This is a genomic window from Elusimicrobiota bacterium (assembly GCA_041660925.1).
Taxonomy (GTDB): Bacteria; Elusimicrobiota; Elusimicrobia; order UBA1565; family UBA1565; genus JBAZUV01.
In genome coordinates this window covers 148,290-172,718 of record JBAZVI010000007.1, presented here as the reverse complement: position 1 = coordinate 172,718, position 24,429 = coordinate 148,290, and the positions used below count along the sequence as shown (strand labels likewise).

Below are 24,429 nucleotides of genomic sequence, written 5' to 3'. Positions count from 1 at the left end.
CCCGACATGGAACGAAGCCGCGTCCTGAGCTGGCTGAGAGAGGAGGATCCCGGGCGCCTCGAGGAGCTCTGGGCGCGCGCCGACGAGGCGCGCCGCGCGCACGCGGGCGACGAGGTCCACCTCCGCGGACTCGTCGAGCTCTCCAATCGCTGCGTGCGCTCCTGCGGCTACTGCGGCATCCGCGCCGGCGCCTCCGTCGAGCGCTACCGCTTGAGCGAGGACGAGGTGCTCTCCTGCGCGCGAGAGGCCGTCGCCTACGGCTACGGGACGCTCGTCCTGCAGGCCGGCGAGGATCCTTCCCTGGACCGCGCCGACGTGGAGACCCTCGTGCGGCGCATCAAGGCCGAGACCCCGCTGGCCGTGACGCTCTCTCTGGGGGAGCGCGACGAGGGGGACCTCGCGGCCTGGCGCGCGGCCGGAGCGGACCGCTACCTTCTGCGCTTCGAGACCTCGGACCCCGAGCTCTACCGCCTCGTCCATCCGTCCTTGCCGGGCCGCCCGAGCGACCGCATCGCTCTGCTGCGCGTCCTCAAGGGCCTCGGCTACGAGACCGGCAGCGGCGTCATGCTCGGCCTCCCCGGACAGACCTTCGCGAGCGTCGCCGACGACCTCCTGCTCTTCCGGGAACTCGACCTCGACATGATCGGCGTCGGCCCCTACCTCGCGCACCCCGGCACCCCGCTGGGCCGCGGAGTCCTGCCGCGGGATATCTCCGCGCGCGAGCAGGTCCCGGCGACGGAGCTCATGACGTACAAGGTCGTCGCGCTGGCCCGGCTCCTGCGCCCGGACGCCAACATCCCGAGCACCACCGCGCTCGCGACGCTCAACCGCGCCGGAGGGCGAGAGCACGGCCTGCGCCGGGGCGCCAACGTGGTCATGCCCAACCTCACGCCCGTGCGCTGCCGGCCGCTCTACGAGATCTACCCCGCCAAGGCCTGCGTCTACGAGACCGCCGATTCCTGCCACGCCTGTCTGCTCCAGCGCATCCGGAGCCTCGGCCGCGTCCCCGGGACAGGCCCCGGCTCGCGCCGGGGCCGCGCGGTCTCGGACTCCGTCCTCTAGACACAAAAAAAGAGCCCCCCGGTCCCGTGAGGGACCGGGGGGCTCCTCTTTTTATTTCTTCTTGCGGGAGGCGAGGGCCTTCTCGATCTCCTGGACGAGGATCTTCCCGGTGAGCGGCTTGTCGAGGAACTTGTGGATGGGGAGCTTCTCGTCGGGCGTCATGTCCGCCGGGCTCTTGAGCTCCTGGTTGAGGCTGGAGACCATGAGGATGGGACAGTCGGGCGCCTTCTGATGGATCTCGCGGGCGAGGTCGAAGCCCGGGATGCCGTCCTCCATCATGATGTCCACGACCGCGAGGTCGGGGATGAAGTTCTTGAGGAGGCCGCGGGCCTCTGTGGCCGAGGCGGCGATGGTGAGCTCGTGCCCGGTGTTCGCGAGCGCGGCCTTGTATTGGGTCATCACGTCCAGGTCGTCGTCGACGAGAAGAAGTTTCGCCATGAGGGCCCCCTGCGGGACGTCGTATGGGCATAAGTTATCAAGTCCGCGGGGGGCCGTCAATCGGGCGCACTCTCGAGAGGGAGGGGGGGATAGGGGGCCTATGGCGGGTCCACGACCTTTGTGTTAGAATCCTGAGTACGCGTTCGACGCGCCGAGCATGTCCGAAGTCGACACCCTCAACCCCGAACAGCAGGAAGCCGTCGCCCACCGCGGCGGTCCCCTGCTCGTCCTCGCCGGCGCCGGAACCGGCAAGACCCGCGTCATCGTGCACCGCGTGGCCGCGCTCATCCGCGACGGCGTGCCGCCCGAGCGCATCCTCGCGGTCACCTTCACGAACAAGGCCGCCGACGAGATGCGCCGGCGCATCGACCTCCTCGCCCCCGGCAGCGGCGGCCGCGTCTGGGCTCACACCTTCCACGCCTTCTCGGCCAAGCTCCTGCGCATCCACGCCGAGAAGCTCAAGCTTCCGAAGCACTTCACCATCTACGACTCCGACGACCAGAAGAAGCTCGTCGTCGAGGTCCTCAAGGAGCTCGGGCTCGAGAAGGAGAAGAACAAGGCCTCGATCTACGTCAACCGCATCTCCCGGGCGAAGGACGACCTCCTCGACCCCGGCTCCTACGGGATCTACGCGATGGCCCAGCGCGACCCGCACCGCGAGACCGCGGCCCGGGTCTACGAGGGCTACCAGCGCAAGCTCGACGTGGCCGGCGCGCTCGACTTCGGCGACCTGCTCATGAAGGGCGTCGAGCTCCTGCGCGACCACGAGGACGTGCGGACCTACTACCAGGAGCGCTTCCTCCACGTCCTCGTCGACGAGTACCAGGACACCAACCACGCGCAGTACATGATGACGAAGGCGCTGGCGGCGAAGCACCGCGAGCTCTGCGTCGTGGGCGACCCCGACCAGCTCGTCTACTCCTGGCGCGGCGCGCACATGCGCAACATCATGGAGTTCGAGACGGACTTCTCCGGGGCGAAGACGGTGCGCCTCGAGCGCAATTACCGCTCCACCCCGGAGATCCTGAAGGCCGCCTCCTGCGTCATCGTCCATAACCGCCAGCGCTACGAGAAGAACCTGCTCCCCCAGAAGCCCTCGGGGCTCCCGGTCGAGGTGGAGGAGGCCCCCGACGAGCGCGAGGAGGCCCGCGTCGTGACCCGGCGCATCGTGCGCCTGCTCTCCGCGGGGCTCTCGCCGAAGGATGTCGCCGTCTTCTACCGCACCAACGCCCAGAGCCGCTCCTTCGAGGAGGCGCTGACCCTCTCACAGGTCCCGCACCGCGTCGTCGGGGCCGTGCGCTTCTACGAGCGCCGCGAGGTCAAGGACGTGCTCGCCTACGCGCGGGTCGCGATCAACCCCGACGACTCGATCTCCTTCGGGCGCATCCTGAACCTGCCTCCGCGGGGACTCGGCGACGCCAGCGTGGAGCTCTTCAAAGAGCACGCGCGCCTGGGCGAATGCTCGCTCTTCGAGGCCTTCCGCGGCGCCGCGCGCATCGAGAAGCTCAAGCCCTCCGCGCGCCGCGCCGCCGCCGAGCTCGTCGCGCTCATCGAAGCGCTCCACCGCGACTTCCAGAACCTCGGGCCGACCGAGGCCGTCGAGCAGGTCATCCGCCGCAGCGGCTACTGGGCGTGGCTCGAGGCCGAGGCGGAGAACGACCCCGAGGAGGCCGCGCGGCTCGACAACGTCCAGGAGCTCCTCAACGCCGTCCGCGAGTTCGAGGAGCACGCCGCCCCGCCGCCCGCCGCGGAAGGCGCCGCTCCGTCCGCGCCCCGCCTCACCGACTTCCTCGAGAGCGCCGCGCTGCAGACCGGCGCCGACGGCTACGACGCCGACCGCCCTTCCGTGACGCTGATGACCGTGCACCTGGCCAAGGGGCTCGAGTTCCCGGCCGTCTTCCTGACCGGCCTCGAGGAAGGCCTCTTCCCCATCACCTCCAGCGACGGCGACCCCGACTCGCTCGAGGAGGAGCGCCGCCTCTGCTACGTCGGCATGACGCGGGCGCGCGAGCGCCTCGTGCTCACCCATGCGGCGACGCGCCACCTCTTCGGCCGCCTCTACTCGAACCTGCCCTCGCGCTTCGTCTTCGAGGCGGGCCTCCTCGGCCGCCGCGAGGAGCCGGCCGCCGTCCCGGCCGACGGCTCCGCGCCGCCCCCGGTCCCGGCCGCGGCGCCCAAGCCCGCCCTGCGCGTGCGCGTGGGCCTGCGGGTGAAGCACCCCGAGTTCGGGCGAGGCGAGATCGTCGAGAAGAGCGGCGCCGGAGAGATGCTCAAGGTCACCGTCCGCTTCGACAGCGGCGTCACCAAGAAGCTCCTCCTGCGCTACGCGCCCCTGAGCCCCGCATGATCACCGAAGAAGACGTGCTCAAGGCCGCCGCCCTCGCCCGCCTCGCGCTCGAGCCCGGCGAGGCCGCGCGCCGCGCGTCGGAGCTCGAGCGCATCCTGGCGCACGTGGACGCCCTGCGCTCCCTCGACCTTTCCCGCGTGGAGCCGACCGCGCACGCCCTCGAGCTCGAGGACGTCTTCCGCGCCGATGACCCGAAGCCCTCGGGCCTCTCCGAGGAGCTCCTCGCCGCCGCGCCCGAGCGCGACGGCCCGTACTTCAAGGTCCCCAAGGTGATCGAATGATTCCCCTGCTCCTCCTCCTCCTCGCCGTCCCCTCCGCGCACGCCGCTCGCGGGCAGGGCCAGCCCGGCGCCGAGGCCCGCGCGCTCATGCGCAAGGGCATCGCCGCCTACGAGGGCGCCCGCTTCGACGATTGCGTCGAGCTCCTCGGCCAGGCCATCGAGCTCCACCCCGGCTGGAAGACGGCCAGCGGCTTCCGGGCGATGTGCCGCTGGACCGCCGGAGAGGCCCGGGCCGCGCAGGAGGACGCGAGGGTCGCGAGCACGCTCAAGCCCAACAGCCCCGAGTCCTTCGCCGCCCGCGGCTTCGCGGACTTCGTCCTCAAGCGCCTCGCCGCGGCGGAGGAGGACTTCCGCGGCGCCGTCGAGCTCGGTCCCAAGTATCCCCTCGGGCACTTCGGGCTCGGCAGCGTGCTCAGCCAGCGCGGGCGTCCCAAGGACGCCCTGCCGCACCTCGACGAGGCGGTGAGTCTGGCGCCGAGCGCGGCGGTCTTCCGCGTCGTACGCGGAACCGTCCGCGACAAGCTCAAGGACTTCCGCGGCGCCGTCTACGACTACGACGCCGTGCTCAAGTCCGCGCCGGCCTTCGACTGGGCCTACTACTACCGGGGCCGCGACCGCCGCGAGCTCAAGCAGTTCGCCAAGGCCGCCGAGGACCTCACGGCCTTCCTTCAGCGCAACCCCGACCACGAGGATGCGCTCTACCTGCGCGGCAACGTGCTCTTTCAGATGGGCGACTTCCGCGGCGCCATCAAGGACCTCGACCGCGTCGTCGTCCTCAATCCGCGCCACGGACTCGCCTACGCGAACCGCGGCGTCGCGCGCGGCCAGATCGGCGAGCGCGGCGCGGCGGTCGGCGACCTCGAACGCGCCAAGGCGCTGACGCCCTCGAAGGCGGATCAGATCGACGCCCAGATCCGCCGTCTGCGCGCGGCCCCTCAGGAGGACGCCGGGTCCGAGGGCCCCAGCGGCGTCGCCGCCGACGCCCTGCTCCCCGGCGAGCGCGTCCAGGAGCCCGACCAGGGGCTTGCGCCCCCCGGCGGCAAGCGCGGGACGGCCGCCTCCCGCGCGGCCGACGCCTCGCGCGAGGCCTCCGAGCCCGCTTCGGAGCCGCCGCCCCGCCGGCCCGCGGAGCTCCCCGAGGACTCCTCTCCCGCGCAGCCCGCAGACGAGGCGATCACCATCCAGTGAGCGACGACCTCACCCGGCTCAGCGCGGCGGAGACCGCCCGGCGCGTCAAGCGCGGAGAACTCAAGGCCGTGCGCGTCCTCGAGGCGCACCTCGAGCGGGTCCGCCGGCTCGACGAGGGGCTCGGCGCCTTCCTGCGCCTCTGCGAGCCGGAGGCGCGCGCCGCGGCCGCCGACGTCGACGCGCGCGTCGCCGCGGGCCGCCCCGTCGGGCGCCTGGCCGGGGTGCCGGTGGCTCTGAAGGACAACCTCTGCACCCGCGGCGTGGAGACCACCTGCGGCTCGCGCTTCCTCGAGGGCTGGCGGCCGTCCTACGACGCGGCGGTCGTCGAGCGCCTGCGCGCCGAGGACGCTCTCCTCATCGGCAAGACCAACATGGACGAGTTCGCCATGGGCTCCTCGACCGAGCACTCGGCCTATCGCCCCACGCGCAACCCCCACGACCCGACGCGCGTGCCCGGCGGCTCGAGCGGCGGCTCGGCGGCGGCGGTCGCCGCGCGCCTGGCGCCGCTCGCGCTCGGCTCCGACACCGGCGGCTCCATCCGCCAGCCGGCCTCCTTCTGCGGCGTGTTCGGGCTCAAGCCCTCCTACGGGGCGGTCTCCCGCTACGGGCTCGTCGCCTACGCCTCCTCCCTCGACCAGATCGGCCCTTTCGCGCGCACGGCGGAGGACGCGGCGCTGCTCCTCGGCGCGATCGCCGGCCACGACCCGCGCGATTCGACCTCCGCGCCCGGGCCCCGGCCCGACTACCTCGCCGAGGCGCGCGGGGACCTGCGCGGGCTGCGGGTCGGCCTGCCCCGCGAGTACTTCGGCGCGGGCCTCGCGGTCGAGGTGGAGACGCCGGTCCGCGCCGCCGCCGAGCTCCTGCGCTCGCTGGGCGCAGAGCTCCGCGAGGTCTCCCTGCCGCACACGGAGAGCGCGCTCGACGCCTACTACGTGCTCGCCCCCTGCGAGGCGAGCGCGAACCTCGCACGCTTCGACGGGGTGCGCTTCGGGCGGCGCGAGCGCGGCGACGGCTCACTCGCCGGACTCTACGGCGCCTCGCGGGCCCGGGGCTTCGGAGAGGAGGTCCGCCGCCGCATCCTCATCGGGACCTACGCGCTGAGCGCGGGCTATTTCGACGCCTATTACCGGACGGCCCAGAAGGTCCGCACGCTCGTGCGCCGGGACTTCGCCGAGGCCTTCCGGAGCGTCGACCTGCTCCTCACCCCGACCGCTCCGACGCCGCCCTTCCGCTTCGGCGAGAAGGCCGATCCTCTCTCGATGTACCTCATGGACGTCTACAACGTCCCCTGCAACATGGCCGGCATCGCCGGGCTCTCCATGCCCTGCGGCCGGACCCCGGAGGGACTGCCCGTGGGCGTCCAACTCCTCGGCCCGGCCGGCTCGGAGGGCCTGCTGCTGCGCGCGGCCGCCCGCTACCAGGAACAGGCGCCGTTCCCGGAGTGCGCCCTGTGAAGGCCTCCCGCGAGCATTCCGCCGGCGGGCTCGTGACCCGGGGGGGACGCGTGCTCCTCATCCGCATGCGCAACCTGCGAGGCCAGGTCGTGTGGACCTTCCCCAAGGGGCACCTCGAGGGCGACGAGACCCCGCGCGCGGCGGCCCTGCGGGAAGTGCATGAGGAGAGCGGCTGGCGCTGCGAGGTCCTGCGCACGGTCGGCGAGGTGCGCTACTCTTTTCGGCGCGGCGAGCGCCGGGTCCATAAGCGCGTGCGCTGGTACTGGATGCGGCCCCTGCGCCGCGACGGGCGCCCGCGCAAGGGGGAGATCTCCGGCTGCAAGTGGCTTTCCCTCGCCGGCGCGCCCCGGGTCCTCGACTATCCCAAGGACCATCGCCTGCTCGCGAAGCTCGAGGCCCTGATGCGGGAGGCCCGCGCGTGAGCGTCCGGGAAGCCGTCATCGGGCTCGAGGTCCACGTCCAGCTCGCGACGCGCACCAAGCTCTTCTGCGCGTGCGCGGCCTCCTCGTTCGGGGCGCCGCCCAACAGCGCGATCTGCCCCGTCTGCACCGGCCAGCCCGGCGCCCTGCCCGCGCTCAACGGTCGGGCCGTCGAGCTCGCGGCCCTCGGGGCCCTCGCGCTGGGCTGCCGGCTTCGCGAGCGCTCGGTCTTCGCGCGCAAGAACTACTTCTACCCCGACCTCCCCAAGGGCTATCAGATCTCCCAGTTCGAGCAGCCGCTGGCGGAGGAGGGCGCCCTCGAGCTCGCGCGCGGCCGCCGCGTGCGCGTCGCGCGCGTCCACATCGAGGAGGACGCCGGCAAGCTCCTCCATGACGAGGGTTCCCGCGCCCTGCCGTACTCGCGCGTCGACTTCAACCGCGGCGGGGCTCCCCTCGTCGAGATCGTCACCGAGCCCGACCTCCGCTCCCCCGAGGAGGCCTTCGACTGCCTGACCCGGCTGAAGGCCCTGCTCCAGTACGCGGGGATCTCGCGCTGCGACATGGAGAAGGGGGAGATGCGCTGCGACGCGAACGTCTCGGTGCGCGCGGCCGGGAGCTCGGCGCTCGGCGTCAAGGTGGAGCTCAAGAACCTCAACTCCTTCCGCATGGTCCGCGACGCGCTCGTCTTCGAGATCGCCCGCCAGGGCCGGCTCCTCGACGAGGGCGGACGGGTCGCCGCCGAGACCCGGCTCTGGGACCCCGAGCGCGGCGCCACGGAGGCGATGCGCTCGAAAGAGGGCTCCGACGACTACCGCTACTTCCCCGACCCCGACCTCGTCCCGGTCGTCGTCCGCGCCGAGGCCGCCGCGCGCCTGCGCGCCGACCTCCCGGAGGCCCCGGAGCTCCGACGCGCCCGCTTCTGCGCGCAGTACGGCCTCTCCGACTACGACGCCGGGGTGCTCACCGCCGAGCGCGCGCTCGCCGACTACTACGAGGCCGCGGTGAAGGCCTGCGGGCCGGCGCTCGCCAAGGGGGCGGCCAACTGGCTGCAGACCGAGCTCTTCGCGCGCCTGCACGCCGCCGGACTCGGCCTCGAGGACTGCCCGGTCCCGCCGGAGCGGCTGGGGGAGCTCGTCGTCCTCGTCTCGAAGGGCACGCTCTCGGGCACGCTGGGCAAGGAGATTTTCGCTAAGATGTGGGAGACCCGGGAGGCCCCGGCCGCGCTCGTCGAGCGCCTCGGGCTGGCCCAGGTCAGCGACGAAGCCGCGCTCGCCGTCTGGGCCGCGGAGGCCGTCGCGGAGAACCCGCGGGCCGCGGCCGACGTGCGCTCCGGCAAGGAGCGCGCCCTCGGCGCCCTCGTCGGGGCCGTCATGAAGAAGTCGGGGGGAAAGGCCAACCCCGGCATCGTGCAACGCATACTCAAGGAGAAGCTGTCATGAGAAATGGACTCCTCGGCGCCGCGCTCCTGCTGGTCGCGCGGGCCGCGTGCGCGTACGACCTCATCCAGTTCCCGACGCCGCTGCCGACCGAGCCGGCCCTCACGCCCGTCTCCATCGCCGCGGCTGCCGACCGCCTCTACGTGCTCGACGAGAAGAAGGGCGTGCTCGGGATCTACGCGAACGACGGGAAGCTGCTCGGGACGGCCGGAAAGAGCGGGACCGGGCGCGAGGAACTCTCCCGCCCCCGCCGCGTCGCCGTCGGCCCCGACGGCACCGTCTTCGTCGCGGACACCGGGAACTCGCGCGTGCAGATGCTCGACGCCGACGGGAAGTTCCTCGGCCACTTCGGCGTGCCGGGCTCCGACCCCGGGCAGCTGCGCTCCCCTCAGTCGGTCGCGGTGGGCGCCGACGGCCGCGTCTACGTCGCCGACACGGGCAACGCGCGCATCCAGGTCTTCACGCGCGAGGGCGTCTTCCTCTTCGGCTTCGGCGAGAAGGGGAGCGAGCCGGGCAAGTTCAAGGAGCCCACGGGCGTCGTCGTCGACGCCTCCGACCACATCTACGTGCTCGACGCCGGCAACGCGCGCATCATCAAGTTCGACCCCCGCACGCGCCTGGTCAAGGACTTCCCGCTCATCGGCGAGCACTTCACGATCGACGCCTACGGCTTCCTCTATGTGCTCGAGCCGCGGCGCGGGAAGGTCAAGGAGCTCAACACCCAGGGCGCGCTGCTCGGGGAGTTCGGCAGCCTCGGCTCCGGGGCCGGGCAGTTCAAGAAGCCCTCCGACGTGACGGTCGCCCCCGACGGGACGATCCTCGTCGCCGACGCGGGCAACGGACGCATCGTGCGCGCGGCGCTGAGCACGAAGTCCAAGACGACGAAACTCTCGAAGAACCTCGCGATGAAGCTCTTCGTCAGCGGCCCGACCCAGGTCTTCCCCTATCCGGCCTCGGCGCTCGCGGCCTGGAACGGCCTCGTCTACGCCTACCTGCCCACGGTCGGGCAGTTCGTCGCGCTCGACGAGGCGGGCAAGGAGCGGCTGCGCTTCGGCAAGAAGATGGGCAAGGACCCCTCCGTCACGCACGGCACCAAGGGCTTCGCGGTGAGCCCGCAGTTCGGCATCTTCGTGGCCGACGAGCCCCAGCACCGCATGCAGGTCTTCGACGCCAAAGGCGTCTTCAAGTCCGAGTTCGCGCAGGCGCAGGGCTGGGAGAGCCGCAGCAAGGAAGGGCGCCTCTCCTCCCCCGGCGGCGTCGCCATCAACGAGAAGGGCACCGTCTACGTCGCGGACACCGGGAACGCCCGGGTCTCCGCCTTCAGTCCCGACGGCGCCTTCCTCTTCGCCTTCGGACCGGCCGTCGGGCCGCACGTGCTCAAGCAGCCGGTCGCGGTCGCCTACGACGACACCGGCTTCGTCTACGTGCTCGACCGCAAGCTCAAGAAGCTCTTCAAGTGCGAGCCCTCCGGCGGCTTCGTCCAGGCCTGGGGCGAGGAGGGACGCGGCATCGGGCAGTTCGACGACCCCGTCGCGCTCGCCTATGACGGCAAGAGCTACCTCTACGTGCTCGATCAGGGCAACCCCCGGGTCTCGGTCTTCGACAAGGAGGGCAACTGGGTGACGAACTTCTTCGCCCAGGGCTCCGACGAGCGCAGCCTCAAGGGCCCCGACGCGCTCGCGGTCACCGGCGCCCGCCTGGCGGTCTCCGACCCCGCGCAGAACCGCATCCTCGCCTTCGCGCTGCGCCCGCGCATCGCCCCGCCCGTCGCCGTGACGACGAGCGCGGTCGGCGGGATCGTGACGCTCGAGTGGCCGGAGCAGGTCGACCCGTGGATCGACTCCTACCGGGTCTACCGCTCGACCTCGATGCACGCGCCCGGCGAGGAACTCGGCGACCTGCGCAACGGGGCGTTCAAGGACTCCGACGCCGCCGGCCCGCAGACCTATTTCTACCGCGTGGCCGTGCAGGCGACGACGGGCGACCTCGGGCCGCTGTCCCAGCCCATCCCCGTCTACGTCCCGCCCTCGGCGAACCGCGCGGCGGTCGAGATCTCGACGCTCACGCTCGGGAACATCTTCTCGGCCAACTATAAGTGGTACCTCAAGAACCCGCTCGGCCGGGCGACGCTCGTGAACACCACCAACATGCCCTTCCAGAGCGTGAAGCTCTCCTTCCAGCTCAAGGACTTCATGGACTTCGCCACCGAGCAGGTCGTCGAGAACCTCGCCCCCCAGCAGAAGGTCGAGCTCCCGCTGATGGCGACGCTCAACAACCGCATCCTCGAGGTCACCGAGGACACGCCGATCCAGGCGGAGTTCACGGTCACCTACTTCACGGACGGCCAGAAGCAGACCTTCTCGCGCACGCAGGCCCTCAAGGTCTACTCGCGCAACGCCATCACCTGGGAGGACCCCCGGCGCATCGCGAACTTCATCACGCCGAAGGACCCCCCCGTGCTCGACCTCGGGCGCAGCATCCTGCGGACCGCGCCGAAGGGGCCGGCGGGAGCCGAGAACCTCGACGAGAACCTGCGCATCGCGATGCACGTCTGGGACGCGCTCGGCGCCATCGGCGTGCGCTTCCTCCCCAGCCCCAACAACCCCTTCGAGAAGGTCTCGGAGGACCCGGCCTTCCCGGTCGACTACACGCAGTTCCCGCGCGAGACCCTCAAGCGCAAGAGCGGCGAGTGCGACGACCTCGTGACGCTCCTGGTCTCCATGCTCGAAGGCGCGACGGTCAAGGCGGCCGTGCTCGACTACCCCGGCCATCTGGCGCTGATGTTCGACACGGGCGTCTCGGACCCGGCCGAGGCCGGACTACCCGCCGACCTCCTCATCGAGTACGCGGGCACCCTCTGGGTGCCGCTCGAGGCGACGATGGTCGGCGCGCCCTTCCAGGAGGCCGTGCGCAAGGCGGCCGGGGCCTGGCGCGAGATGCGCAAGGCCGGCAAGGGCCAGGTGACGGACCCGCGCGAGGCCTGGCAGACCTATGAGCCGGCCACGCAGCCGACCTCGGAAGCGGCCGCCGAGGTGCCGCCGGCCGAGGATACGGACAGGCGCTTCACCGCCGAGGCGAACTACTGGCTCGACCTGCGCTTCCGAACGCTCACCGAGGGACTCCGGCGGAGGGTCGAGGTCGACCCGAAAGATTCCGACGCCCTCAACGAACTCGGCATCGTCTGCTGGCAGCACGGCCGCGAGGACGAGGCCCTGAGCTGGTTCAACAAGGCGGTCGAGGCCGTTCCGGGCTCCGCTCCGGCGCACAACAGCCTCGGCAACGCCGCGTTCTCCCAAGGGCGCTACGCCGAGGCCCTCGAGCACTACGCGAAGTCCGCCGAGGCCGACCCGGAGGACCCGGGCGTCTGGTTCAACAAGGCGCGCGCCGCGCATAAGGCCGGCCAGCGCGCCGAGGCCGAGTCCGCCGCGAAGAAGGCCGTCGCTCTCGACCCCGAACTCGAGGGCGCGGTCCAGTCGATGATGAAATAGGAGGAGGAACCCCATGACGACGCTGCTGTTCTCCCTGATGTTCGCCGCGGCTCCGGTCTCGGCGCAGACGAACGCCCCGGCGCCGAGCGCCGAGGCCGCCCCCGCGCCGGCGAAGTCCTCGCTGTCGCAGTGGTTCAAGAACCTGAAGACCGCGCTCGAGAAGTCCGCCGTCGAAGGGCGCTACCGTCGGGTGCGCACCACCGCCGTGGCCGCCGTCCGCGGCGCGGGCCAGGAGACGAAGAAGGACGAGATCTACTGGAAGAGCGGCGTCTCCGACAAGGCGAAGGCCCAGGTCCTCAAGGAGCGCAAGGAGTTCGAGGCGGCCGTGGCCCTGGTCCTCGAGGGGAAGCTCGACGAGGCCGACGCGAAGCTCGATGCGTTCGTGAAGGACCATCCGAAGAGCAAGTTCCTGCCGGACGTGAAGGAAGCGAAGGCGAAGATCGCCGAGCTGCGGGCGGCCGAAGCGAAGAAGTAGCGGCCGCCCCTCACCCCCGTACCCCCTCGCCGGCACCCCGGCGCTGAAAGTGCCGGGACCGGACGCGGCAAGGAGTCCGATAGTCCGGACGCCCGGCGTGGCGGGAGAGGGGGACGGGGAGATAGCCGGGAATCTCCTCAGGGAGATTCCCGGCTATGCTTTGCGCCAATAATACTTGCCTTTCTCGAAGCGGCGGGCGACGAGGCCGTGCTCGATGAGACGCTCGCCGGCGACGAGCACCGCGCTGCCGTCGCGGCAGTCGCGGCACATGGGGATGCCGCGCGCGAGCGCGAGCACGCGCGGGGTGGGGATGTCGGATTCGCGGGAGAGGATCTCGAGCAGGCACTGCTCGTTGCTGGTCCGCCATCTTGGGACCGGCGAGACGCCGGTCCCTCGGCGCGCAGGAGAGGTCGGCTTCACGGGCTTCGCCGCCCGGGGCTCCTTCTTCAGCGGGCGGAAGTCCTTCCAGCCGTAGAGCTCCGGGTAGTGGCGGTCCACTCCTCCGCAGCGCCGCCGCAGCGAGCAGGCCCGGCACGGCGGGCCCTGCGTCCGCGCGCGGGAGGCGTCCTCGTCGAGGTCGGTCGGCCTTCCATCGGGCGAGGTCACGAGCGTGTTGAAGCGGTAGAGGCCCATCGCGCGGTCCTCGAAGCCGGGGAGGAAGCAGGGGGGCATGTTCAGCACCTTGATGCCGTCCGAGAGGCCTTCCCGCTCCATGAAACCCAGCGTCTCGACCACCGGGCCGGAGGCCTGCTTCAGGGTGATCCCCAGGGTCTTCGCGTTCTTCGCCATGCTCCCGAGGTAGAGGGGGTAGATGACGACGAACTCGCTGACCCCCTCGTCGAGGAAGAAGCGCACCGTCGCGGGCAGCTCGGCGAGGTTGCGCCGGTTGAGCAGGATGTTGACGCCGACGAGCGCCTTGAGCGCCTTCATGTGGCGCAGCCCCGCCATCGTGCGCCGCCAGGCCCCCTTCACCCCGACCAGCGCGTCGTGGACCTCGGGACGATGGCTCGCGAAGGTGAGCTTCGCGAAGGTCAGCCCGGCTCGGACCAGGAGGCGGCAGAGCCGCGGGTCGGCGAGGCGGATGCCGTTGGTCTGGAGGCGGATGTAGGTGAAGCCCACGGAGCGGCCGAGGGCGACGATCTTGGCGAGGTCGGGGCGCAGCAGCGCCTCTCCGCCCGAGAGCCCCAGGCGCTTGTAGCCCCGCTTCTTCCCGAGGTAGACCGCGCGGGCGATGTCCTCGAAGCGGGCGTTGAGCCGCTTGTCGAAGCAGCCCTGAGAGCAGAAGCTGCAGCGCGCGTCGCAGTTGTAGTTGAGGACGAGCTCGTAGCAGTCGGCCTGCGCGGGGGAGGGCTCGGGCATCGGGGTTCTCAAAGCTATGATATCGAAATGATATCGTATCCGCTATGTTCCCGGGGCCGCGCAGCCGCGTTCTGCTGGAGGAGTTCGGGCGCTACGTCATCGCCGACCTCTGGCCTTTCGTGCTCGACCTCGAGAAGAGCCGGGGGATGCTCCTCGCCACGGTCGACGGACAGGAGGTCTTCGACTGGGCGGGCTTCTACGGCTCGAAGCTCCTCGGGCACAACCACGCGCACCCGCTCCTTCGGGACCCGGCCTACCTGCGCCGGCTCGTCACGGCGGCCTCGAACAAGACGGCCAACCCCGACTTCCTGACGCCCGAGTGCCTCGACTACTACCGCATGCTCCACGAGGTCGCGCCCGTCTGCATGCGCAATCCGGAGCTCGAGGTCTACACCCTGAACTCGGGCGCCGAGGCCGTCGAGAACATGATGAAGTACTTCATCAACCTCCACGACCAGAAGGCGCTCGCGGCCGGCCGCATGCCCGGCGCGCGGCGCTTCATCTATTTCGACGAGGCCTTCCACGGGCGCACCGTGTACGCGCTCAACGTGACGAAGCTCAGCGGGTCGCCGGTCATCACGAAGGACTTCCACGGCTTCATCCCCGGGAACCTCCAGGTCCCGTTCCCGGCGCTCGACGCCGACCGTCCCGCCGCGGAGAACGAGGCGCTCGCGCGCCGCAGCCTCGAGACCGTGTCGGACCTCCTCAAACGCTATAAGGGCGAGGTCGTCGGCATCATCGTCGAACCCCTGCAGGGCGCAGGCGGTCACCGCATGGCCGTCCCGGAGTTCTTCCGCGGCCTGAGCGCTCTTGCCGCGAGCCACGACGCCTACCTCGGCTTCGACGAGGTGCAGACCGCCGGAGGACAGACGGGGACGATGTTCGCCTGCGACCAGTTCGGCCTGCCGCACCCGCCGCAGGCGGTCGCGGTGGCCAAGAAGTTCGGCTGCGGCGCCGTCTACATGCTCCGTCCCATGCAGGACCGCGGCGTGCTCGACTCGACCTGGGGCGGCCACGTCGCCGACATGGTGCGGGTCGTGGCGGAGTTCTCCGTCGTGCGGGAGGAGCGGCTCATCGAGGCCGTCGCCGCCAAGGCCGGGCGCCTCGCCGGCGGCCTGCGCGCGCTCCAAGCCCGGCACCCGGAGCGCATGGGCAACGTGCGCGGGATGGGACTTTATCAGGGCTTCTCGCTCGAGTCGAAGGCGCTGCGCGACGGCCTGCTCGACGCCATGCTCGAGAAGGAATCGACGCTCCTGCTCGGCGCCGGCCCCGACACCGTACGCCTGCGCCCGCCCATCACCGTCTCCGACGCCGAGATCGATCTGCTCCTCGAGAAGCTCGGCCGCGTCTTCCCGTCCCTCTGAGACGAAAAAGCCGCCCGGCGCGCGAGCGCCGGGCGGCTTTTCGCTTTTCCCTGCTTACGGGCAGGGGGCGGAGGGCGACACCGTCGGGACGCAGGTCGGCGTCGTCACTGCATTGTCCTGGATCGGGTTCGGCGGCGGCGGGGGGGGCGGCGGCAGCAGCGCCGGGTCCGTCGGCGGAGGCAGGAGCGGGTCGCCCGGGGGAAGAACGCCTGGGGGCGGCGGAACGGCGCCCGGCGGGACCGTGCCCGGCGGGACGGGGGCACCCGGCTTGGGCGGCAGCGCCCCCGCAGGCGCCATGGGGGGTTGTCCCGGAGCCAGCGGCTTCGGAGGCGCGCCGGCCTGAGAGACGCTCAGGGGGGCTCCTCCCGGGGCGGCGGCGAGCTTGCCGTCGGCGGTCATGAGCATCCCGGCGCCGGGTTTGACCTCGACGGCGGTGCCGCCCACGGTGAGCACGGCGACGCCGCCCTGCACCTCGACCTTCGAGCCCGGGGGGATGTCCGGGACCTTCTCTCCCGGCTGGATGACGAGCTTCTTGCCGTCGGGCAGGATCACGACGAGCGTGCCCGTGAAGCTGACGACCTTCGCCGTCTGGACGCCGGGCGGCGTCTTCGGCGCTTCGGTCTTGGGCGCGTCCGCGGGCTTGGGCGCCGGCGGGAGCTCGACCTTCGGCTCGGGCGCCTGCTTGACCTCGGGCGGGATGGGCTGGGGCTTGGACTCCGAGAGACCCGCCTGGGCGTCGGCGACGAGGCGCTGGCCCGATTCGAGGGCCGCGCTGCGGCCGGAAGGGTCGGTGAAGTCGAGATTGCCGCTGAAGAGGTCGAAGGTCGTCTGGCCGGCGGGATCGACCTCGGCGCGGAAGTCGGTGCCGCGCACGCTGGCCACGGCGCCGGGCGTGCGCACGGTGAAGCGGCGGCCGGCGAGTCTCTTGACCCAGGCCTCGAGCACGCCGACGACGAGCTTCACGTCCACCTTCCCGGGCTTGAGGGTCTGCATGGCGTAGGTCGAGCCGGGGCCGATGCTGAGCTTCGTGCCGTCGGAGAACGCGACGACGATGCCGCCGTCCTTGGAGGTGCGCAGTTCGTCGCCCGCGGTGAGGACGGTCCCGGGCTTCACGGCCGCCCAGACCGTCGACTCGTGCATCTTGATCGTGGAGAAGCCTCGGACCTCGGCGACGGTCGCCGAGACGAGCGGCGCCTGCGCGGCGCGGGCGGGGACGGCGAGCAGGAGCAGGAAGAGAGCGGCTTTGATCCGATTCATGGTTTGCCTCCGGCGCGCAGACTCGGGCGCCGTGTCCTTAGTTTATCGCTTCGACGAAGAACGGACAAGGGGACTTTAGATGCTCTTGTCCGGACGGACGATCCAGAGCAGGCCGCGGTGCACGCGAACGCTCACGCGGCGCGTCAGCGCGGTGTTGCTCAGCCCCCGGGTCCCTCGGGGCAACCGGGTGCGGCGCAGGGCGAAGGCGAGAGCGCGGGTCGTGACGAGCGCGGCGGGCGTCGATGGGAGCAGGGAGACCGTCTCCCCTTTGATGCAGTCGAGCCGGTGCAGGCCGGGGCCGGCCGGGAAGGCGCGGCCCTCGTCGATGAACTCGAGGCGGGGCCTTCGGCTCCCCTCACCCCCAGCCCCTCTCCCGCGTGGCGGGCGAGGGGAGGTGATGAATCTCTCGGCGGCGGCGAAGGCGGCCAGGCGGTGGTCGAGGCGGCCGCCCGCGTTGCCGGCGATGCTCGCCGAGCGCGCGCCCAGGCGCCGCGCGAGGTCGAGCGCCTTCTGGAAGTCGGAGCGGTCGAGGTCGAAGTCGCAGAGGAAGGTCGTGCCCGGCAGCGGCGGAACGCGCCGGGGCAGGGAGTCCATGTCGCCCACGACGAAGTCCGGACGCAGGCGCAGGCGCAGCGCGTGGCGAAGGCCGCCGTCGGCGCAGAGCACGAGCGCTCCCTTGGCCGCCCGGCGTGCGGCCGCCGGGTCGCCGAGCTCTCCGTTGAGCAGGATGAGGACGCGAGGGGACTTCATCCTTCGGATTATCGCTACGGGTGTGCTCGATGTCAACCTTGAGGTGTTCCTTTTCCTCAACTCCCCTTCCCGCGGGAAGGGGAGAGGGGTAGGGGGAACCCTTAATCTCTTTACTGGGTGCCACTTTACTGGGTGCCAGGCACTTAACTAATGGAAGTAACGGATGATTTAGCGTGTCGTCGAGACCGGGCGCCCATCTCGAATATATCGTGTTTCCTACGTGGGAATTAGTTCCATTAGTTAAGTGCCTGGCACCGGAGAGGGGGCCCCAATCGTACGCGCGCGAGTTATAATATATACCTGATGAGGTCCTTCCCGGCCGTGCTGGCCGCTCTCCTGTTTTTGTCCATCTGCGTGAGGGCTCAGGTCGCCGTGATCCCCCCGAGGCCGCTCGACGCGGGGACGCTGGACCGGGTCTTCGACGGGAGGCGGGCCCTCCCCGCGCTCGACGCCGTTCCCGCGGGACCGTCCTTCATCATCCGCGCCGAGAACGACCCGCTCCCCAAGGCCCCGCGCTTCGCGCTGAACCTCGACGCGGTGCCGCCCGAGCTGCGCAGCACCGTCGACGGCTTCGAGCTCCTGTCCCATAAGAACCAGGAGGAGACCCCCGAGCAGGTCGAGCGCATGAACGCGCTCATCCGGAAGCACAACGCCGCGCACCCCCTGCGGAAGCTCCCCGAGTGGACCTACGACGCTCATCCCAACAAGCCGCCCTTCGTCTGTCTCTCCTACGCGGCCGGGACGGTCAACGACTGGTGGGCGCTCCAGCTCGGCCGCGAGCTCCCGAGCTACGTGAACCAGAACAGCGGACGCGTCGAGACCGGCCTCGATCCGCGCCTCCTCGAGCTCGAGTACATCCGCCGCGCCTACGCGGGCGGCGGCGCCGATTACTTCCTCGCACCCACCTTCATCGAAGACGATCCCGTGCGCCACACGGCCTCGCCGACCCAGCCGCGCGGCTACGCGAACCTCCTCCTCGAGGAAAAGCCCTACGAGGTCGTCGACCCCCTCACCGGCGAGACGAAGCGCTGGGAGCCGTCGATGTCGGCGATGGAAGGCCGCGCGAAGGTCCTTTTCTCCGGCAACGTGCTCCAGCCCCAGACCCCCGAGCGCAACGCGCGCGTCCTGGCCGAGGGCATCGAGAAGTGGGGGGTCGCCTACCTCCAGACCGAGGACCCCGACCATCCCCGGCTCTTCGGCGCGCACACCGTCGCGGCCGTCGGCACCTTCTGCATGGAGGAGGGCCAGAAGCTCCTGCCCTGCTCGGAGAACCGGACCGACGCCGATTGGGGCCGACGCGCGTACTTCATCCTCCACGATTCCTTCGGCGACTTCCCGGCCGACAAGGTCCGCGACGCGGAAGGCGGCTCCGCCTATCGCGCGGTGCGCATCACCTCCGTGGACAAGGCCATCGTCTTCCCGCACACCTTCAAGGTCCTGGCGCGGCCCGAGGAGGGCCGCCCCGGCGTCTGGCGCCTGGCCGTCGCGAACCTCGGAGGGCGTCCGGTGAAGGTCCTCTCGGTCGCTGCGCGGACCCGCGGCGGCGTCCCCGCCGCGCTCGAGCGCGCCGCCGACGGCGCCTTCCTCGTCTCCGGCTCCCTCGGCGCCGAGCTCGTCCTCGAGGTCGAGGCGCGCCACTACTACGAGGCCGACGGGAAGGGCCGGACTTTCCGCCTGCCGCTCGAGGCCGGGCTCTCCGAGGCGCGCGAAGCCGCGCGCACGGCGCCCACCGACGCGCGCCCCGACTATGAGCGCGACTCGGCGGGAGGGGGCGCGTGAAGGTCTTCCTCGCCGGCATCATCCAGGGCTCCATCGTCGAGGCGAAGATCCACAGCCAGGACTGGCGCGTCCCCATCAAGGCGGCGCTCGCGCGCCACGCCCCCGAGGCCGAGGTCTACTGCCACTACACCGAGCACCCCAACAGCATCTCCTACGACCTCGCCGGCATCAAGACGACGCTCGAGGACGGCATCCGCAAGGCGGCCGAGAGCGACCTCGTCGTCGCCTTCGTCCCCAGCGCCTCCATGGGCACCGCGCTCGAGCTCTATGAGGCCGCGCGCGGCGGCGCGGCCATCGTGACCATCAGCCCGCTCTCCGCGAACTGGGTGCTGCGCGCCTACAGCGACGCCCTTCTGCCCGACGTCGCCGCCTTCGAGGCGTACCTCGCCGAAGGGAAGCTGCGCGCCCTCCTCGCCCGGAAGAAGCGGTGATCCCCGCCGTCGTCCGCGACAGTCTCAAGGAGTTCAAGGACACCCTCGTCGGGTTCACGCGCGCTCCCCGCGCCGTCTGGGGCGTCAACGCAGCCAACGTCATCGAGGGGCTCGTCTACTTCGGCATCCTCACGATCCTCGGCAAGTACTGCTCCGAGAACATCGGCTTGAGCGACCTGCACGCGGGCTGGGTCTACGGGGCGGTGACCGGCGGCATCACCTTCTCGATGCTCTTTCTGGGAGGGCTCTCCGACCGCATCGGCGTGCGCCGCTCGCTCGTCCTCTCCTTCGCGGTCATGCTCGCCGGCCGCGCGCTCGTCGCGTTCTCCGGCTCCCTGCCGCTGGGCCGCGGCGCGGCCTCGCCCATGTTCCTGCTCATGGGCGCCGGCCTCCTCCTCATGGTGCTGGCCTACGGCGTGTTCCAGCCGGCCACCTACGCCGCCATCAAGTACTACTCCACCCCCGAGACCGCCGCCGTCTCCTACGCCGTTCTCTACGGCGGCATGAACCTCGGCTCCTTCCTCTCGGGCTTCGTCTCGCCGCTCACCCGCCAGCGCTTCGACCGCGCCTTCCCGCCCAACGGGCTGGCGGCCGTCTTCTGGGTCTACGCGGCCCTCACGCTGGTCAGTCTCGTCACGGTGCTCGTCCTCGTGAGCCGGCGGGCCCACGCCGCGGCCGCCGAGGCCGGCGCCGCCGCGGGCGCGCCCGAGGAGGCGTCCGGCCCGTCGCTCGGCTTCATGGGCACGGTGCGCTCCTACGTCACGGCCTTCTCGGATGCGCGCTTCGTCTTCTTCATCTTCATCCTCATCCCCGTGCAGACGCTCTTCGCGCACAACTGGCTCACCATCCCCTACTACCTCGACCGGGCCTTCGCGGGCACGACGGTCGGCAACTACTACGAGTTCTTCTCGAACCTCAACCCCCTCATCATCTTCATCCTCTCGCCCATCGTGGCCGCGTTGACGGCCCGCATGGACGTCTACCGCGTCATGATCGCCGGGACCTTCATCATGGCCCTGCCCACCTTCCTCCTCGCCGCCGGCCCCAACGTCTACCTCTTCCTCGCCTTCATCCTCTTCATGTCGCTGGGCGAGGCGGTCTGGAGCCCGCGCTTCCTGCAGTGGATCGCCGAGATCGCGCCGCCCGGAAAGGTCGGCATGTATCAGGGCATCGGCCAGCTCCCCTGGTTCATGACGAAGATGCTCACGGCCACCTACTCGGGCTGGTTCATCGCGCGCTACTGTCCGCCCCCGGCCAGCGGCCTCCCCATGGACACGGGGAGGATGTGGCTCATCCACGCCTTCATCGCCATGCTCAGCCCCATCGGCCTCGTGCTGGCCAAGAATTGGATGGAGAGAGGCCGGCTCGTCGGGACCTCTCCGGCGGCGGCGTCCGAGGCCGCGTGACCCGCCGGACGGCGGACGCCCTCTTCCTCCTCTGCGCGGCCCTCGTCTTCATCCCCTTCGTCCTCTGTCCGCCGGCCTATGAGGCCTACAAGGCCTTCAACGCCGCCCATCCTTTCCTCATGAGCTTCCTCAAGTTCGCCCTGCTCGCGACCTCGGGCGAGGCGCTGGGCCTTCGCCTGCGCATCGGCGCCTATCTTCAGCCCGGCTTCGGCCTCACGGCGCGGGCCGTCTATTGGGGACTCTTCGGCCTCGCCATCCAGGCCGCCTTCATCACCTTCTCCGCCGGCGCCCCGCTCGTCCTCGCGAAGCTCGGCCTCTCGGGCGCTCCCGCCGCCTTCGCGGGACCGGGCCTGGGAGGGCTGCGCGTCTTCACGGCGTTCTTCGTCTCGCTCTGCATGAACCTCATATTCGCGCCCGTCCTCATGGTCGCGCACAAGGTCACCGACACGCACATCACGCAGAACGGCGGCTCCGCCGCCTGCCTGCTGCGCCCCATCCCGGCGGGCCGCATCCTGCGCGAGCTCGACTGGGGCGTCATGGGGGGCTTCGTGTTCGCGAAGACCATCCCGTTCTTCTGGATCCCCGCGCATACCGTGACCTTCCTGCTCCCGCCGGACCAGCGCGCCCTCTTCGCGGCGCTGCTCGGCGTGGCGCTCGGCGTACTCCTCTCCGTGGCCGGGACGATGGCCAAGCGCGCTTGAAACAGGTACCTTCCTCTTCCGTGGACACCGCCTCCCGCCTGCGGACCTGGCTCGCCATCCTCTGGCTCGCGCTCATGGGCGCCGAGCTCGCGGGCATCGTGCGCTGGTCCTTCGCGCTCGGCTCCGCCCAGCGCCGCATGGACGACTACGGCGCGCAGATCGCCGCGAGCGCCCGCGAGACCGAGGCGCGCGCCCGCGAGATCCGCGAGCGCAGCGAAGAACTCGTCTTCCTGCAGGACCTGCCGAACATCCTCCCCCAGGAGAAGAGCACGCTGCGCACGCAGAAGGCCGTGGCCGGAGAGGTCCAGCTCCTGCGCGGGAAGGTCGGAGCGCGGCTGCGCGGGGCGCTGCACGTGGTCGTCGACGCCAAGGCCAACGTCCTCTACCTCAAGAAGGGCCTGCGCCTGCTCTGGAAGGCGGACTGCTCGGTCGGGCGGGGCGGCGTCCTCAAGGACAAGCGCACCGGACGGCGCTGGGAGTTCGTCACCCCGCGCGGCGAGTTCCGCGTGCGCGGCAAGAAGGCCGACCCGCTCTGGCGCAAGCCCGACTGGGCCTTCGTCGAGTCGAAGGAGCCCGTTCCGCCGCCGGAGGACCCCTCCCGGCTCGTGGCCGGGGAGCTCGGCGCCTTCGTGCTCGACCTGGGCGACGGCTACCTCATCCACGGCACCAAGGACGAGACGAAGCTCGGCACCGCGGTCTCGCACGGCTGCGTGCGCCTGGGCGCCGAGGACCTGAAGAAGCTCTACGAGAGCGTCCCGGTCGGCACCCGGGTCTTCATCATCTATTGATGGACCTCCTCGACCGGCTCACCCGCCGCGCCTCGCCGGGACTGCTCCTGGCGCTCGCGCTCGTCCTCTTCGTCGGCGCGCACGCCGCCCGCCTGGGCCTGCGGCGCTCGACCCTCGCCTGCCAGGAGCGCGTCGAGACCCTCGCGCTGCAGCGCGACGAGTCGGCCGAGGCCGCCTCCGACTTCCAGGCCCTCAGCGAGCTCAAGGGGCAGGACGTCGCGGCGCTCAAGAAGGGCCTCGCCCAACTGGCGAAGTCCAAGCGCGAGATCTACGAGGCGGGGCTCAACTTGCAGGAGGAGAAGCGCCTGCTCGAGAAGCAGCTCGAGATGCTGACGACCTACCTCGTCGTGGACCTGGGGACCGGGAAGATCCACCGCATGCGCGGCGAGGAGTCGCTGGAGAGCTTCCCGCTCGGGGCCGTGCGCGCGACCGGCGCGGAGGTGAAGACGCCGCCCGAGCGCGTGCAGGTCGTCAGCAAGGAACGCTTCGCGAGTCCCGAGCGCGGCCGCTTCATCGAGACGGGGGGGAAGCTCGAATGGGAGCCCCCGCAGGTGGGCGAGTCCCCGCGCGCCAACGCGCTGGGCGAGTTCGTGATGTACGCGGGAGGGACCTTCTTCCTGCACGGGCCGCCCGCGAAGCCCGCCGACCACGAGGCCTTCCCGCACTACTGCCTCGGGCTTTCGAAAGCCGCCGCCCGGCGGCTCTACCTCGGCAGCGTCATCGGCACGAAGCTCGTCTTCAAGAACCCCGCGCCGGCCGCCGCGACCACTCCCAGACGCTGAGGCCGAGGACCCCGGCCAGACCGCAGCCGCCGCCGACGGCGTAGGCCGTCGAGGTCCCGAACCACTGCGCCAGCGAGCCCATCAGCAGGGAGCCGATGGGCGTGATCCCCGCGAAGACGAAAGCGTAGAGACTCAGGATGCGTCCGCGAAGGGCGTCGGGCGACTCCGCCTGCAGCGTCGTGTTGCAGAGCGCCATGAAGGCGACCTGGAAGAAGCCGAGCAGGGAGAGCAGGAGCGCGGCCGTCCGGAAGTCCCGCGCCGCGGCGAGCAGGACCGTGACGACGGCGGAGAGGCAGGCGGAGCCGACGATCCAGCGCAGCCGCGGCCGGCGTCCCACGAAGGAGACGCTGAGGGCTCCGGCCACGGCGCCGATCCCGAGCGAGGCCATGAGCAGTCCGAAGCCGCGCGCGCCGACGCCGAGGGCATGGCGGGCGAGGAGCGGGACCATGACGCTGTGGTTGACGACGAAGACCCCGATGAAGAGGAGCAGGCAGAGCAGGAGGCGGATGAGCGGGGCGTGCAGGGCGTAGCGCAGGCCCGCGGCGATGTCCTCGGAGATGCTCGCCTCGCCGTGCGGCCGGGGGAGGCCCTCGGCGCGCAGCGCGTTCAAGGCGAGCAGGACGCCGAGGAAGCTCAGTCCGTTGAGCGCGAAGGCCGGCGCGACCCCGACATGGGCGACGAGGACGCCGGCGACCGCCGGGCCGATCATGCGCGCGCCGTTGAAGCCGGCGGAGTTGAGCGCGACCGCGCTCGCGAGGTCCTCCTTGCCGGTCATCTCGACGACGAAGGACTGACGGACGGGCAGGTCGAGCGTGCTGGCCAGGCCGTAGCAGAAGGCCAGCACGGCGACGTGCCAGTACTGCACGCGGCCCGACCAGCAGAGCAGGGCCATCGCGAAGGCCTGGAGCATGAGCGCCGTCTGCGTGAACAGGATCATGCGCTTCTTGTGCACGCGGTCGGCGATGGCCCCGGCGTGGAAGGAGAAGAGCAGCATCGGCCCGAACTGCAGGGCGCCGATGAGCCCGAGCTTGAAGGGCGAGCCGGTGAGCTCGAGCACGAGCCAGGACTGGGCCAGACTCTGCATCCAGGTCCCGACCTGGGAGACGAGCTGGCCGCCGAAGAAGAGCCGGTAGTCCCGGTGACGCAGCGCGCGCAGGCCGTGGGGGAGCCGCATGGGGTCCCGATACGATACAAACCGCCCGGCCCCTCTGTAAAACCGCTTGAA

21 protein-coding genes are annotated in these 24,429 nt (G+C 71.0%); 16 read left to right on the top strand and 5 right to left on the bottom strand.

The features are described from left to right. Nucleotides 1-6: 6 nt before the first annotated feature. The gene (gene hydE, locus WC969_11300; protein MFA6030432.1) at nucleotides 7-1,062 is read left to right on the top strand and encodes a [FeFe] hydrogenase H-cluster radical SAM maturase HydE; all 1,056 of its coding nucleotides are present in this window, start codon (nucleotides 7-9) and stop codon (nucleotides 1,060-1,062) included. Nucleotides 1,063-1,113: 51 nt separating this feature from the next. On the opposite strand, the gene WC969_11295 is transcribed toward hydE, so the two are convergent. Next, entirely contained in the window at nucleotides 1,114-1,500 is a 387-nt protein-coding gene (locus WC969_11295) for a response regulator (protein ID MFA6030431.1), read from the bottom strand. Nucleotides 1,501-1,657: 157 nt separating this feature from the next. Between WC969_11295 and WC969_11290 the strand changes: the two genes are divergently transcribed. The 8 genes from WC969_11290 to WC969_11255 are packed head-to-tail and all read left to right on the top strand — an operon-like array spanning nucleotide 1,658 to nucleotide 12,587. Next, a complete protein-coding gene (locus WC969_11290) occupies nucleotides 1,658-3,847 on the top strand; it encodes a UvrD-helicase domain-containing protein (protein MFA6030430.1) in 2,190 nt (729 codons plus the stop codon). After that, entirely contained in the window at nucleotides 3,844-4,128 is a 285-nt protein-coding gene (gene gatC, locus WC969_11285) for an Asp-tRNA(Asn)/Glu-tRNA(Gln) amidotransferase subunit GatC (protein ID MFA6030429.1), read from the top strand. Before WC969_11290 ends, gatC begins: the two co-directional genes overlap by 4 nt. Beyond that, on the top strand, nucleotides 4,125-5,315 hold the full coding sequence (locus tag WC969_11280) for a tetratricopeptide repeat protein (protein ID MFA6030428.1): 1,191 nt from the start codon (nucleotides 4,125-4,127) through the stop codon (nucleotides 5,313-5,315). Before gatC ends, WC969_11280 begins: the two co-directional genes overlap by 4 nt. Next, the gene (gatA, locus tag WC969_11275) at nucleotides 5,312-6,769 is read left to right on the top strand and encodes an Asp-tRNA(Asn)/Glu-tRNA(Gln) amidotransferase subunit GatA (protein ID MFA6030427.1); all 1,458 of its coding nucleotides are present in this window, start codon (nucleotides 5,312-5,314) and stop codon (nucleotides 6,767-6,769) included. The genes WC969_11280 and gatA overlap by 4 nt, the downstream gene beginning before the upstream one ends. Then, nucleotides 6,766-7,191, top strand: coding sequence for an NUDIX domain-containing protein (locus tag WC969_11270; GenBank protein ID MFA6030426.1), 426 nt, complete (start codon nucleotides 6,766-6,768; stop codon nucleotides 7,189-7,191). Before gatA ends, WC969_11270 begins: the two co-directional genes overlap by 4 nt. Next, complete coding sequence (gene gatB, locus WC969_11265; protein ID MFA6030425.1) at nucleotides 7,188-8,627, top strand: Asp-tRNA(Asn)/Glu-tRNA(Gln) amidotransferase subunit GatB; 1,440 nt, start codon at nucleotides 7,188-7,190, stop codon at nucleotides 8,625-8,627. Before WC969_11270 ends, gatB begins: the two co-directional genes overlap by 4 nt. After that, entirely contained in the window at nucleotides 8,624-12,112 is a 3,489-nt protein-coding gene (locus WC969_11260) for a tetratricopeptide repeat protein (GenBank protein MFA6030424.1), read from the top strand. The genes gatB and WC969_11260 overlap by 4 nt, the downstream gene beginning before the upstream one ends. A gap of 13 nt (nucleotides 12,113-12,125) precedes the next feature. Continuing rightward, nucleotides 12,126-12,587: a hypothetical protein gene (locus WC969_11255; protein MFA6030423.1), complete on the top strand. Its 462-nt coding sequence runs from the start codon at nucleotides 12,126-12,128 to the stop codon at nucleotides 12,585-12,587. Nucleotides 12,588-12,740: 153 nt separating this feature from the next. Here the strand turns inward: WC969_11255 and WC969_11250 are convergent, their stop codons facing one another. After that, the gene (locus tag WC969_11250) at nucleotides 12,741-13,946 is read right to left on the bottom strand and encodes a radical SAM protein (GenBank protein ID MFA6030422.1); all 1,206 of its coding nucleotides are present in this window, start codon (nucleotides 13,944-13,946) and stop codon (nucleotides 12,741-12,743) included. 44 nt (nucleotides 13,947-13,990) lie between these two features. Here WC969_11250 and WC969_11245 point away from each other — a divergent pair, with 44 nt between their 5' ends. Further along, nucleotides 13,991-15,310 (top strand): aminotransferase class III-fold pyridoxal phosphate-dependent enzyme, encoded by a 1,320-nt coding sequence (locus WC969_11245; protein ID MFA6030421.1) that lies wholly within the window; start codon nucleotides 13,991-13,993, stop codon nucleotides 15,308-15,310. A 54-nt stretch (nucleotides 15,311-15,364) separates the two neighbouring features. Here WC969_11245 and WC969_11240 read toward each other — a convergent pair whose 3' ends face one another. Together WC969_11240 and WC969_11235 are read right to left on the bottom strand one after the other, a co-directional pair. Further along, nucleotides 15,365-16,567, bottom strand: a complete 1,203-nt coding sequence (locus WC969_11240; protein MFA6030420.1) for a FecR family protein — start codon at nucleotides 16,565-16,567, stop codon at nucleotides 15,365-15,367. Nucleotides 16,568-16,642: 75 nt separating this feature from the next. Next, complete coding sequence (locus tag WC969_11235) at nucleotides 16,643-17,317, bottom strand: thiamine pyrophosphokinase (GenBank protein ID MFA6030419.1); 675 nt, start codon at nucleotides 17,315-17,317, stop codon at nucleotides 16,643-16,645. Between the two features lie 303 nt (nucleotides 17,318-17,620). On the opposite strand from WC969_11235, the gene WC969_11230 reads away from it, so the two are divergent. From WC969_11230 to WC969_11205, 6 genes are read left to right on the top strand one after another with little or no spacing between them, the layout of a single operon-like run. Beyond that, nucleotides 17,621-19,096 (top strand): hypothetical protein, encoded by a 1,476-nt coding sequence (locus WC969_11230; GenBank protein MFA6030418.1) that lies wholly within the window; start codon nucleotides 17,621-17,623, stop codon nucleotides 19,094-19,096. Next, complete coding sequence (locus tag WC969_11225) at nucleotides 19,093-19,527, top strand: hypothetical protein (GenBank protein ID MFA6030417.1); 435 nt, start codon at nucleotides 19,093-19,095, stop codon at nucleotides 19,525-19,527. The genes WC969_11230 and WC969_11225 overlap by 4 nt, the downstream gene beginning before the upstream one ends. After that, nucleotides 19,524-20,933, top strand: coding sequence for an MFS transporter (locus tag WC969_11220; GenBank protein ID MFA6030416.1), 1,410 nt, complete (start codon nucleotides 19,524-19,526; stop codon nucleotides 20,931-20,933). Before WC969_11225 ends, WC969_11220 begins: the two co-directional genes overlap by 4 nt. Next, nucleotides 20,930-21,634: a hypothetical protein gene (locus WC969_11215; GenBank protein MFA6030415.1), complete on the top strand. Its 705-nt coding sequence runs from the start codon at nucleotides 20,930-20,932 to the stop codon at nucleotides 21,632-21,634. The genes WC969_11220 and WC969_11215 overlap by 4 nt, the downstream gene beginning before the upstream one ends. A 20-nt stretch (nucleotides 21,635-21,654) precedes the next feature. Further along, nucleotides 21,655-22,422: a L,D-transpeptidase gene (locus WC969_11210; GenBank protein ID MFA6030414.1), complete on the top strand. Its 768-nt coding sequence runs from the start codon at nucleotides 21,655-21,657 to the stop codon at nucleotides 22,420-22,422. Continuing rightward, nucleotides 22,422-23,204, top strand: coding sequence for a L,D-transpeptidase (locus WC969_11205; GenBank protein MFA6030413.1), 783 nt, complete (start codon nucleotides 22,422-22,424; stop codon nucleotides 23,202-23,204). Before WC969_11210 ends, WC969_11205 begins: the two co-directional genes overlap by 1 nt. Here the strand turns inward: WC969_11205 and WC969_11200 are convergent. Continuing rightward, entirely contained in the window at nucleotides 23,161-24,378 is a 1,218-nt protein-coding gene (locus WC969_11200) for an MFS transporter (protein MFA6030412.1), read from the bottom strand. The two genes, WC969_11205 and WC969_11200, sit on opposite strands and share 44 nt — an antisense overlap. Nucleotides 24,379-24,429: the final 51 nt, after the last annotated feature.